Source organism: Bacillota bacterium (genome assembly GCA_018333655.1).
In the GTDB taxonomy this organism is placed as follows: domain Bacteria; phylum Bacillota; class UBA994; order UBA994; family UBA994; genus BS524.
In genome coordinates, this window is record JAGXTJ010000003.1 from 22,557 (window position 1) to 35,165 (window position 12,609).

Annotated in this window: 10 protein-coding genes and 1 pseudogene; 9 read left to right on the forward strand and 2 right to left on the reverse strand. The window is 49.8% G+C overall.

From position 1 onward, the window contains the following. The first annotated feature begins 1 nt into the window (after position 1). The 9 genes and pseudogenes from rlmH to KGZ92_00585 all read left to right on the forward strand — a co-directional run bounded on the left by rlmH (position 2) and on the right by KGZ92_00585 (position 10,750). Positions 2–481 (forward strand): 23S rRNA (pseudouridine(1915)-N(3))-methyltransferase RlmH, encoded by a 480-nt coding sequence (rlmH, locus tag KGZ92_00545; protein ID MBS3887774.1) that lies wholly within the window; start codon positions 2–4, stop codon positions 479–481. 699 nt (positions 482–1,180) lie between these two features. Beyond that, a pseudogene (locus tag KGZ92_00550) lies at positions 1,181–2,307 on the forward strand (AAA family ATPase). 158 nt (positions 2,308–2,465) lie between these two features. Further along, the gene (locus tag KGZ92_00555; protein MBS3887775.1) at positions 2,466–4,454 is read left to right on the forward strand and encodes an AAA family ATPase; all 1,989 of its coding nucleotides are present in this window, start codon (positions 2,466–2,468) and stop codon (positions 4,452–4,454) included. 4 nt (positions 4,455–4,458) lie between these two features. Then, positions 4,459–6,255, forward strand: coding sequence for an ATP-dependent helicase (locus tag KGZ92_00560; protein ID MBS3887776.1), 1,797 nt, complete (start codon positions 4,459–4,461; stop codon positions 6,253–6,255). A gap of 283 nt (positions 6,256–6,538) precedes the next feature. Further along, complete coding sequence (locus KGZ92_00565; protein MBS3887777.1) at positions 6,539–6,790, forward strand: transposase; 252 nt, start codon at positions 6,539–6,541, stop codon at positions 6,788–6,790. Further along, on the forward strand, positions 6,774–7,247 hold the full coding sequence (locus KGZ92_00570; GenBank protein ID MBS3887778.1) for a GNAT family N-acetyltransferase: 474 nt from the start codon (positions 6,774–6,776) through the stop codon (positions 7,245–7,247). The genes KGZ92_00565 and KGZ92_00570 overlap by 17 nt, the downstream gene beginning before the upstream one ends. Positions 7,248–7,350: 103 nt before the next feature. Continuing rightward, entirely contained in the window at positions 7,351–7,641 is a 291-nt protein-coding gene (locus KGZ92_00575) for a nucleotidyltransferase family protein (GenBank protein ID MBS3887779.1), read from the forward strand. A gap of 1,014 nt (positions 7,642–8,655) precedes the next feature. Beyond that, on the forward strand, positions 8,656–9,570 hold the full coding sequence (locus tag KGZ92_00580; GenBank protein ID MBS3887780.1) for an ATP-binding cassette domain-containing protein: 915 nt from the start codon (positions 8,656–8,658) through the stop codon (positions 9,568–9,570). Further along, on the forward strand, positions 9,560–10,750 hold the full coding sequence (locus tag KGZ92_00585; GenBank protein MBS3887781.1) for an ABC transporter permease: 1,191 nt from the start codon (positions 9,560–9,562) through the stop codon (positions 10,748–10,750). Before KGZ92_00580 ends, KGZ92_00585 begins: the two co-directional genes overlap by 11 nt. Here the strand turns inward: KGZ92_00585 and KGZ92_00590 are convergent. After that, the gene (locus KGZ92_00590) at positions 10,747–12,372 is read right to left on the reverse strand and encodes a DUF4173 domain-containing protein (protein MBS3887782.1); all 1,626 of its coding nucleotides are present in this window, start codon (positions 12,370–12,372) and stop codon (positions 10,747–10,749) included. The two genes, KGZ92_00585 and KGZ92_00590, sit on opposite strands and share 4 nt — an antisense overlap. A gap of 1 nt (position 12,373) precedes the next feature. Then, a complete protein-coding gene (locus tag KGZ92_00595; protein MBS3887783.1) occupies positions 12,374–12,598 on the reverse strand; it encodes a helix-turn-helix transcriptional regulator in 225 nt (74 codons plus the stop codon). Positions 12,599–12,609 lie beyond the last annotated feature (11 nt).

Sequence of the window (12,609 nt, forward strand, 5' to 3'; positions counted from 1 at the left end):
CATGAAGATCACCCTGCTCGCTGTCGGCTCCCTCAAAGAAGAGTATTTTCGCCGGGCGGCAGAGGAGTACATGATGCGGCTCGCCCCCTATGCAGAGGTAAAGATAATTGAGATTCCAGAATATAAGACTACGCCGAGCGCATCGATCGCTAACCTAGAACAAGCCCTTGACAGAGAAGGAGCGGCCATAATTAAGTCCATACCAAAGGGGAGTGTGCCCATAGCCTTAGCTATCGAGGCCACTCCCCAATCTTCATTGCAGTTCGCATCCTACCTAGGCCGCCTGCGAGACAGTGGTCAAGGACAGGTGTGCTTCATTATCGGCGGGTCACATGGCCTGTCTGACGCCGCAAAAAGAGCCTGCACAGACAAACTCTCTTTCGGCCCCCTCACCCTGCCCCATCAACTCGCCCGCATTATCCTGCTAGAGCAAATCTACCGCGCCTTTAAGATTATGCGGAATGAACCGTATCACAAATAATGGAGAGTTTCCTTGTTATTGGCTCTCTGTAGTCCTGCCCCACACCGCTAAGAGGTACCCTAGCACGATTGGAACTCGTGTCAGGTTAACCCTTGACGAGGGTTCGAATCCCTCTCTCTCCGCCATTTATGTAGAAGCCATAGGCTCTTGAGGAAGTACCTCAAGAGCCTTTTTGCATGGAAACTGTGAAAGTGGTCGTCTCGTCGCCGTGGCGACGACGGAATAAGTGAGAGTGGGCAGGTGCGTTGCTGGTTGACACTAGCTGTCAACCTTTGGCAACTGAACAGAAGGAAAACAGAGTGATTCGTGTGAAGTGTACGTGTGGACGAGAAGGCGCACGGTACATTTAGGAGTGGATGTCTGAGGGTGTGAATCTAAAGGCATTCATCTTGCTTAGTTTTGAGGCAATATCACTCTCAGTATAAGCAGTGGTGGGGCTCAATCCCCTGAGCCTTGCCTCATATCTTCTGCTATCACTAGGGCTTCTGACCGTGTATGCAAGCCCTTGGGGCGTCACAGGTGCCTCCATAAAGAAGGAGTTACCAGTTATTTGTCGAAGGGTTATGCGGATCAGTAATATGCAGTTTCGTAAGAATACTTACGTGTAAGACCTAGAATCTCCTACCAAAGACTCTTTCCCAGTGTCGCCCAGAGGCGTAGCCTGATCGGTATGTTCTCCACAAGAAGAAAAAGCTGTTCTTGGCGCACACCAATCCCGCTGTAGATAACCTAAAACGGCGCGTAAAAGCATCGGAGTGCAAGTTTTCAACAATCACAAAGTTCCTTAAAACAGGCGGGGTAGGTCAGGATTGCGAAATCTTGGTGGTTGATGAGTGCAGTACAGTTAGCAACAGCAATATGAGGGCAATTCTTGAAAGCCCGTGCTTTTCCATGGATACAGTAGGACATAAGCTATTGGTGCTGGTTAGAGATACGTACCAGATTGATTCCATTGAGTTCGGAAACTGGTTTGATATCGCGAGAAGATTTGTCCCTGATGCTTCGGTCTGTGAATTGACGACGCCATGGCGTAGTCGCGACAAGGGCTTGCCAAAACTGTGGCAGAGGGTTCGCGGAGTGGACGGCAAGGAACCAAACGCCGTGCTTGAATCGTTAACGCGCCAAGGCTATACGACAAATCTAGATAATTCTATTCTTACCGCCACTAAGAATGACGAAATTATACTCTGTCTCAATTATGACGGGCTGTATGGAATAAACAATATAAGCCGTTTTCTGCAGGAGAGTAATCCGCGACTTGCTGTAACTTGGGGCATTCAGCAGTATAAAGTCAATGACCCGATCCTGTTTAATGACTCAGACCGTTTTTTCCCCATAATCTACAACAACATGAAGGGGAGAATTGGGGCATAGCGATATTTGATAGGGGCTTGGTAACGGAGCGAATACAGTTTGACATAGAGCTGGATAGGATACTAATGGGGACGGACGCCTTTGGGCAGGGCTTTCAATTGCTGCCCAATGCGCCAAGTGGGTACTCTGTAACTAAAAGCAAGAGCGCTGACGAGGATAATCCAAGAGGTCGTTCCTCGAAAGATGATGTTGCTCCGTTCCAGGTCGCTTATGCAGTCTCTATCCATAAATCTCAGGGTTTAGAGTACGATTCGGTCAAAATCGTCACCACCGATGAGGTTGACGAACTGATAACACACAATAATTTCTGCACGGCAATTACCCGGACTAGAGGTAAGCTGAAAATCTACTGGACACCGGAAGTGGAAAAGAAAGTGCTTGAAAGCATAAGGCCGAAAAACATTGGCAGAGATGTTTTATTGCTTCGTAACGACCTTTGCGACCAAGGATGATTACACGGGCCCAAAGCGTTACGACGCAAGCGTCAAGTAGTTCACACATACATGGGATATTTTGGACATAAGTGACCTACGCGAACGGGCGCAGAGCCTACTTTCCTGTTCCCGACGGTGTTCGAAGGAGATTTTACAGCAATAGAAAGGATAATCGAATGAAAACACAACCCTACATCTGTCGTGTGCATATCGAAAATTTCAGGAACTTTCATGCCGTGGATTTCCGGCTTAGTGAAAAGCAGGTGCTCATCGGAGAAAACGCTGTAGGGAAGAGCAACCTACTTTATGCATTGCAGCTCATCCTTGACCCGACGCTTTCGGAAAAGGATCGAATGCTTGAGGAGTCTGACTTTTGGGAATGCTTGCCAGACCCAATGGGTACCGGCGAGCAAATCCTGATTGAGGTCTACTTCGCAAATTACGCAGATAACCAGAATGTGCTTGCTCAATTGACTGACGCGACGGTGATGCTCGACGGCAAGGAAACGCTAAAGCTCACATATAAATTCTTCAAAAAACACGGGGATAAGCCGGACTATAGCTATGCGATTTTCAAGGGCGACGATGAAACGAGAGCATTTACCTACGAAGACCGGAAAATCCTGAACATCCGCGTGATAAAGGCTATCCGGGACGTTGAGTTGGAAATGCGTAACTCCAGAACATCGCCACTGACGCAGATCATCAGGCAGAAATACACTGTCAGCAAGGATGTACTTGCCGAGATATCAAAAGCACTCGAAGAGAAAGGTGCGGATACCCTTCAGATTGGTCAAGTTGGTGATCTGGAACAGCGCATCCGTACCCTGATGAACGCGATGGTATCATTCAGCGCTGACGAGTTTGGCGTTTCTTTGAAAACCATGAACATTGACGCGACTAGGCTCCTCTATACATTGCGCCCATTGATCAACAACCGTGAAGCCGGGAACACAAGTCTTGGCGTGAATAACATCCTCTACATTGCCCTAATCCTTCTCTTGATTGAGGACGACACAATTAAGACCTATTTACCCAGCGATCTCTACGCCGAGTTAGTAGAGAAGGATAAACACAACCTAATTCAACGTTGTTACAACAAGCTCGAAACGGTGGATGGGTATGCTCTCAACCTCGCCGCGCTCAAAGATACAGCCATGCGTGACGGTCTTTATTCGTTTCTGTCTCAAACAATTCCGAGTGCTCACGGCTCAACGATTCTAGCAGTTGAAGAGCCGGAAGCCCATTTGCATCCGATATACCAAAGGCTGCTATATAAGCATGTGATGAACAAGACCAACACGTCGGTCATAATAACAACCCATTCTACGCACATATCTTCGGTTGCGCCAATAACATCGCTCGTTCACCTGATTGCTAAGCCAGACGGAACATGCGTTAATACCACAGCAGGGCTCCAGCTTCCCAGCGAAGAATACGCGGATTTAGCGAGATACATTGATGTCAAGCGCGGAGAGCTTTACACAGCGAAAGGTATCATATTTGTCGAGGGAATTGCCGAGGAGTACTTAGTGACGAGTTTTTCAGAATGCTTGGGATTCGAACTGGATCGGCTTGGGTTAGTTATTTGCGATATCAACTCAACGAACTTCAAACCGTACTGTCGTTTTGCTGATGTACTCGGGATTCCATATGTCGTTATCACAGATGGCGACTATTACCATGATGTCGACGGTAAAAAGCACTTCGGAGATCTAGCTTCTGATGATGACAACGCCAATGGTTATGACGGGCTCGACCGCGCCTCGCGCATTTATGGGGACACCATCAAATTGCTATACGGCGAGGCATTCGAAGAACTTGATTTTGACCAGCAGCGCGAAGCCTTTGCGGGACTGGATGTGTTCATTGGGGAATATACCTTCGAGGTGGAGATATTCAGGGCCGCCAGTGCAACCGACAAAGCAGTTATCTATTCTGTTTTCGACCAATTGACAAGCGGTGGTGACCAGCAGAGACGGAACTTTTCAGCCAACCTGACATCCGGCGATTACTACAAGTGCCTACGCCAAATTGAATCCTCGCACAGCGGCATTGGGAAAGGGCGGTTCGCACAGCGGCTTGCTGAAAAGGTCACCCCAACAATGATTCCTGGTTACATATCAAACGCGATAAATAGGATTGTGCAAAAGGTTAGGGGTTAGGCAATTGACAAAGTACTTTCAGAGGAAACTTCAAGAAATCCGCAATGACCCAGAGCAACTTGCGGCATATGACGCATATGGCAATGCGGTTGTCGTGGCAGGACCAGGAAGTGGAAAAACAACCGTTTTGACGCTCAAAGTTATGCGTCTCTTAAACGAAGCCATTTGTCCCCCAAGAGGGTTGGCTTGCTTGACTTACAGCACAGAAGCCGCCCGCGAGTTCAAGAATCGGTTTGCAAAACTCGGGCTAACCAAGCGTGAAAATGTGTTCCTCGGCACCGTCCACAGCTTTTGCCTTGCGGAAGTTATAACCCCATTCGCTCACTTATACCCCAAATATAGAATCCCCCAACCCATACGGATCATATCGGAGTCGCAAAAAGAAAAGCTTTTCGATTCACAAGGATATGACGGGCAGCCACGGATGATCGATGTCGACAAGGAACGCACACGAAACATACGCGGTATCAGCCGTGTCGCTCTTGAAAGTTACGAAGTTGCGCTCAAGGCGGCCATTTCTTTTGAAGATTTACTGGTAGAGCGCGGCTATATTGACTTCATCAGCATGATAAAATTCTCCGTGGAGCTTATTCAGAATGAGCCATATGTACGAAAGGCTCTCGAAGCAAAGTTTCCTTGGGTGGTCATTGACGAGTATCAGGATTTGGGGAGGCCACTGCATGAAATCGTCCTTGCTCTGCTCAATCTGGCAAACATCAAGGTATTCGCCGTAGGAGATGCCGACCAGTCCATTTACGATTTCCAAGGCGCAGCTCCAGATTATCTGACCGAGTTAAGCCGAAGGACCGACGTCCAATGTATCCGTTTGAGAAACAACTATCGCAGTTCTCAGGTCATCGTTGACGCATCCGAGCATGTGCTAGAATGTAAAAGAGGATATATAGCTTCAGGGCAGCTGCGCAATTACCAAGCATCGATCGAGTTCTGCGAATGTGCTTATGGAATGGAAGAACAGTATTCTGCCGCTGTGAAGTTGATCAGAAGATTCCATGGAGAAGGCATCCCCTTCCATGAGATTGCTGTCTTGATGGGCAACAACAATCAGGTCAAAGAGCTGTATGCCGAATGCACAGCAAAAGGCATTCCTGCCTATATTGCCCGGCAGAGCTTCAGGAACACCGATCCAATTCTCTGGCTTCAAAACTGCGTCTGCTGGCTCCAAGACAAGAGCACTGGGTCGTTTGATGAGATATGCTCTGCCTGGAAGGGCTTCCTGTCGCTCAAGAGGGACAACGCAATCGATGAGAATGAGTATCTGGGCATCAAGAGAAACCTAATTCGCGTATTGACTGCCAGCCGCATTCATAAAGATAATCTCTATGAATGGCTTCGCTTCATTTTTACAGAATTGGATATCTGTGCGTTGTTCTCCGGGTCAGACCGGTTTCCAGATGAAATCGAGAATTTTAAGAAGCTGGTTCAGGTCTCAAGGGAAACGGAGCCGACTTTAACAATCGACTTTATGGCTCGTCTCGGTGTCCCTGATAATCAGGTAGTCTTGTCCACGAGGCACAGCGCAAAAGGCCTAGAGTTTGATTGTGTAATCATGCTTGGCATGGAAAAAGATAGCTTTCCCAGCTACTATGACACCACTGTCAGACAAATTGAAGAAGCTCGCCGGCTCTGCTTTGTCGCTGTTAGCAGAGCAAGGAAGGCCTGTGTATTGGTTCGATCAAAACAACTACCTAATAGATATGGTCGGTGGTTTCCTAAGGAACCATCTCCGTTTTGGATTACCATTAAGGGGTTTCTAGATGAACGTTTGGGCAGTACCTGCTGAGATTTTCGTCCTATGCGACAAGAGAGGATGGCAGACTGTGTTGAAGTAGTTGACATTTTTTTACAAACGGTATATAGTAGCGTTAGTACGGAAAGAAGCGGTATTGACCATGAGCAACTTAGTGGGTTTAGACCGCCATTGCTATATCTAGTACCCTCTCTAGAAGATTCGATTAAGTCAGGATAACCAGGTGCGAATACATTTGTGGACATTCTATACCTAGTTAAGCTAGGCTTCATTGGCGCGGTACCGTCTTTAATGGGTCGTCCTTCCTATTCGGCTAATGACTTGCTTAAACTGTACCTGTAACTGTTACCTACAAGGGATTCGCTCTTATAGGCAGCTTGAGGCTGAGCTCAGTAGAAATACTGAGTTTACTTGGTTACTAAGGGGGCTGCTCCCTGACCATAGAACTTATGACTGGTATCTAAAAGAGGAAGCGTGCGCCTTTCTACGGAAACTAGAGAATGTGACTTGGTTGCTTTTTCAGAGACGAGCTTTGGAAAGGGGGATTTGGTGTGGGAAAAGATACTAACGTGATAATTAGCAGAGCAGGCGAAGCTGACATCTCTGCCCTCTGTGACTTTGAACTTCAGGCCAGACTTACGGAGCCGGGTGTTCTGGTCGCAGAGTTTGAGGAGAAACGCTACGCGCAATTCCTGGAGTCGTTGCAGCTTAATGGTTCACGTGATAATGCGATCCTCATAGCGTCCGACGGTTATCGTGTGGTCGGAAGATGTGACGTAGCGATACTTAGAAGCACCATGGATGGAGTAGCCACTGGATACATTGATTGGATTTATGTGCTCAAGCCTGATAGGTGCCAAGGAATTGCCTCAAGGCTGCTTCTAGCTGCGGAGCAGTTTTTTAGGGACTCAGGGGTTAAGCGCTACTATTTATTTACAGCCGCTAACGAGGAAGCTCAGGCTTTCTATCACAGGAATACCAGCTTGAGCTTTACAAGGCGTGAGGTTGCGGAGAAGGATTTATAACCAAGCGACAAAGGGGTTGGCGCCGCTTGCTGTTACCTTTTTCCGTGTCCATGCGTACAATTGGGATAAAGAGGCTGATTTGTCTGCTAAGGGGGTGGGAATCTTGAGCACGTTAGAAAGAATACAGGAGCAGCGTGAGGAAGTACTCACTATTGCCAGGCGCTACGGGGCCACGAAGGTTCGTATCATCGGGTCTGTGGCACGTGGAGAAGATGATGAGGAAAGTGACATAGATTTTCTTGTGGACCTGGCCCCCGGTAGAAGCCTATTTGACTTGGGCGGCATGCTCATGGATTTGAACCTTCTGTTCGGGAAACACGTGGACATCACCACTGAGAAGGGATTAAAGAGACGTATCCGCGACCGTGTTCTCAGCGAGGCGGTGAGCTTGTGAGAGATAGACACGACTACTTCGATGTTGACGTTGACCTGGTATTGGGCTGTGGCGGAAAAGGAGTTGCTGACACCCAAGCCGCAGCTCAAAGAGCTATAGAAACTCGCCGGTTACCCCGTTACGGAGAACCTTACCATAAATAATGGCAAATTTGCTTATTAGTAGCTGCGAGGCAGGCGCAGAGAATCCATGGTGCACGAAACCTTGAATGCTGCAGAGTCCTTTCTCCTGCAATGTTGCGATGGGACTGCCACTAATGCTTTAGCTGCTTGGGAGCGATATGCGGCTCACTACCCAGAGCTCCAGAGGAAATGCTGTGAGAACCAGGGGGAACAGTGGAGAGAGATGTTTGTCGCGTATGTTTTGCCCAGGCTCTGCGAAGACAGGGATAAAATGAGGCAAGCTAATGGGAACCTTCTGGACATTCTTCCACCGCTAATGGAAAGATGTACGGGACTATTTGAGACGAAAGACACCATCAACATGGTCATCTACGTCGGCCTTGGAAACGGTGCCGGCTGGTTGGCATGGTGCCAGGCTAATCACCACAAGCTTTCTATCACAGGAATACCAGCTTGAGCTTTACAAGGCGTGAGGTTGCGGAGAAGATCTTGTAACCAAGCGACAAGGGAGTAAGAAAAACCTCTCCCAATTTAGCAGCATGGGAGAGGGCAGCATATAGCCATGAAGGGACCGATGGTACAGTATGCCGCCCCCGGTGCCGCAGAGGCACGATTTCAACCACAGAGTACACAGAGGCGTGGAAAAGAGAGGAAGATGGAACGACCACGACTACGCATCTAAACTCCTTGTTCCTCTCTTTCATACTCTGTGTACTCTGTGGTTAATAAACGATACTTCTCTCTTCTCTTTTGCCGCTTGCTTCTTCCTTCAGATAGGTAAGTGCGCGTGAGGTTATTCTCTAGTTGGGCGAGCTGGAGCGAAACTTAGCGCGTCTATTTTGCGTATAGTTACCTAGCATGTAAAATTAAGTGGCCATGAGGGGGTAATTCTATGAGTACGGCACTCCAGCTACAAAACATTAACAAGACTTTTGGCGGGACACAAGTTGTAAGCGACGTATCATTTGCTGTCAAGGCGGGAGAAATATTTGGGCTGCTAGGGCCAAACGGTGCTGGCAAGACTACGACTATACGCTGCATCCTCGGCATTATGTACCCCGACAGTGGGCGCATAATTTTTAGCTTTGGCAGCGACAGGCATGTTGCCCGCTCTGCTATCGGCTACCTGCCGGAGGAGAGGGGCCTGTATAAAGACGTGCGGGTGCTCGATCTACTCTTGTACCTGGCGAATCTTCGTGGGTACTCACTGTCTAAGGCACGGTTAAGGGCCATGACCTACCTAGCGAAGTTTGGGCTAGAGGGTAGAGAGAAGGCCAAGATCGAGGAGCTATCTAAGGGCATGGCGCAGAAGGTGCAGTTCATTGCCTCTATTCTGCATGAGCCGAAGCTGCTTATCCTTGACGAGCCTTTTTCGGGTCTTGACCCGGTTAGTCAAAACATCGTCAAGCAAGAATTGCGCGAGCTGTCGTCACAGGGTACGGCGCTCCTCTTGTCGGGGCATCAAATGAATGTGCTAGAAGAACTATGCGACAGAATCTTTCTCATGAACAAGGGGCGACAGGTGCTCTACGGGCCCATCGATCAAATCAAAGAACAGTATGCCGACCACAAGTGCACCATCTATGGCGATAACGAGGGCGTGGCCTTTGAGCGTCTGCCGGGAATCAAGCAGGTGACCAGGGACAAAATGCGCACCACGATTTTTCTCGCCAAAAGTGTCGAGGTACAGCAGTTCTTGCATTCGCTGCCGCAGGGGGTCGACATCAAGGAGCTCTCTGTAGACCGTATTTCGCTGCACGATATCTTTGTCAGTGTGGCCCAAGGGGGTGTTCCGCATGAAGGATAGTCTGAAAGTAGCAGCTTGGGAAATTAGTAAAATGCTTAAGAACAAGTCCTTTCTCATCTCAATCTTACTCGCTCCCATCATCATGGGGGTGTTTAGCGCTTTGCCCGCCCTTATGGCGCGAGTCGAGGAAGACAGGGGCTTGCATCTCTACATAGTAGACGAGCTTGGTATTTACGAAGCGCTAGCTGCCCACGCCCCAGCGCTCAATATTGTGCTAGAGCGTCACACCGGCGACTTAGCCGCTTTGCAGGACCAAATTAGCGGTAAGCCCGGCAGCGCCTACCTCGTACTAGATGAAAAAGTGCTAGCAGAGCGGCGGGCGACCATAATGCTTGGGGGAGACGGCCTGCCTACCCTCACCGCTTTGAACGCGCTACTAGAGAGCCTGCTACGCCAACTAGCCTTGCAGCGTGAAGGTTTGCCTAACGAGGCCATCATTTCGGCTCTGACGCCATTTAGCATTGACAGCGCCTCCCTTACCCAGGCGGGCGATAGCATGGCGCGGGTTGTGCCCGCCGTTTTTAGCGCCATCATTCTCTTTGGTGTCTACATTACGGGCATGATGATTTTGCAGAGTGCCATGGCCGAGAAGAAAGACCGCATGGCCGAGGTGATTCTTTCTTCGGTCAGCGCCGAAAGCCTGATGCAAGGCAAGCTCTTGGGTTACTCGGTGCTTGGCTTGCTACAGATACTCTCGTGGTTGGTCTTTGGCGCGGTGGTGGCTCAGTACCGATTAAACATTCCTGTTTTCACTTACCTGTGGAGGCCTGAGCTAGCTCTATCTCTCTTCTTTGCTATCGCGGGCTACTTTCTTTATGCCTCCATCTTGGTAGCCATCGGCTCGACCATCGATGACCTCGCTACCACGACGAATTTTCAAAGCACCATTATGATGATACCCATCCTGCCATTACTCTTTGTTCAGCCCGTTATAGTTAACCCGAATGGCATCGTGGCTACCTTCGGCAGCTACTTTCCGTTGACAGCCGCGGGGGTAATGTTGCTCCGGCTGGGGCTCTCGACGACCATGACCTGGCTTGATATTCTCCTGCCATCAGTATTCTTGCTTCTGACGCTAGTCTTAGTCGTCAAGCTTGCCGGTAGGATTTTTCGCGCGGGCATGCTCATGTACGGAAAAAACGCCACCCCCAGCGAAATGTGGAGGTGGCTTAGCCGCTAGTCTTCCCTTGTGCGGGGGGCAAGAGGCTTATCGCTGCCTATGCCCCACTCGATCGTTTTGTCCCACCCGCCTTGCGCTAGTATGCGCCGCAGGGCGGCGTTTTCGAGCGTGTCGAAGGCCCTGCCGGAGGTAGATAAGGCGTTCCTGTGGGCTTGGTTGAGGTAGGCGGCTAGATTGTGCCGCAAGTCCTTCTCTGCGGTCTCGCTATAGACGAGGAGCGCGGCCTCTACTCCGGCCGGGCCGGCTCTTAGTACGGTGACGATATCAAAACTGCTCAAGGTGCCCTCGAGGTAGCGTTGGGCATTGTAATTAGCTACGTATCCGTCAAGGTTGACTAGGGTGAGCAGTGAGAAGGCTAGTGCGCCGACAATGGCCGTTAAACGCATAATAGAGAACTGCCATTTTTGCAGAGCAATGATGGCGCAGCAGATGACTGACAAGAGGAGCATAAATATGAGCGGCAGCAGCCGCCACATGGTAAGGCCAAAGGCGTCGACATAGAGCATCATCTTGCTAAAGGCTGTCGCTATAAGTAGCAGCGTCAGCACGGCGAGTAGGATGTTTAGCAGACGCAGGGCGAAACTGCGACTACGTAGGGTTCGGCTGCTTAAATTGCCTATAGTAAGAACGGCTAGATTGATCACGGCAATGGCACAAAGCTCAAAGAACCCGCGTCTGGCAAAATCGGCATAGGTGAGGTAGTGGCTTGGTAGCTCGCCGACAAAGGACGAGAAGAAGTAACTCAATTGGCCAGCGATAAACACCAGGTAGACCGTGGTTAGCATGCCCATTACGGTGAGAACAGTAGGTAGTGGCAGAATGCGCAGTGTGGCGAGCGAGCTTTTGGCCGCGCTTAATCGATTGCCCTGGCCCTTAGCCTCGTGAACGGAGCCGGCAATTAACCCGAAGAGGTAAGAAGCGGTAGGAATCGTCAGGATGAGCTTTATGGTAAGCTCTTCATTCTGCCACATCAGATTCCGCCAGGCGGCGGCAAAGTCGCCAACGAGGATAGTAAAATCGCCACTGTCAGCTGTTAGTAGCAGGGGCAGAACTAAGCTCAGAAGCATGATGCTGAGCACTGCCCCGAGCAGAATAGGCCATGCTTTTGCCATAAAAAGGATTTTGTTCTGGCGTAAAGCGAAGAGACTCTTGTAATGACTGCCGAAGTGGCGAAGTGCTACACCCAGCAAGCCATTAAGGAAATCGAGCGGCAGCCAGTCACTGGTCTTCCCGAGCAGGGTCATCTTGGTGGTTGCCAGAACCCAGTAGACAGCAAAGCAGAAGAGAAATAAAGCGCGCCACCCCGCTAAGCCCTCGTTCCTCCACAGGGCGAAGCTCAGCCCTGTAAGTTGCAGCATGGCGAGCCAAAAATAGCTCTCGCGCGACATAGGGATACCCTTGCTCTTAAAATACAAGACGGAAAGCGTGCCGAAGAGAGCGGTGAAGAGCGTTACTTGCAGGCCCTGCCAAGTGAAAAAGACCCAGTGCCAGAAGAGAAATCCGAGCGCGAAAACGAAAACAGCGAGCAGCCCATCCTCACTGGTGGGGGTAAAGGGATGGCGTGGCGGTACAGGCTTTGGCAGAACAACTTCGTCGCGAGTTGGTAGCACTTGCTCAGTCAATTTAGTCTCTCCTTTCGCTTCCCTCTGTCAAAAACTCTAAGATATCGCCGGGCTGACAGTCTAGGGCCTGGCAGATGGCCTCAAGGGTAGAGAACCTGACCGCCTTGGCCTTGCCCGTCTTTAAGATCGACAGGTTGGCCTGGCTTATGCCTATTTTTTCGGCCAGCTCGCCCGATGAAACTTTGCGCTTGGCCATCATCACATCTAAATTAACCACAATGGGCATGGCCGCTGCCT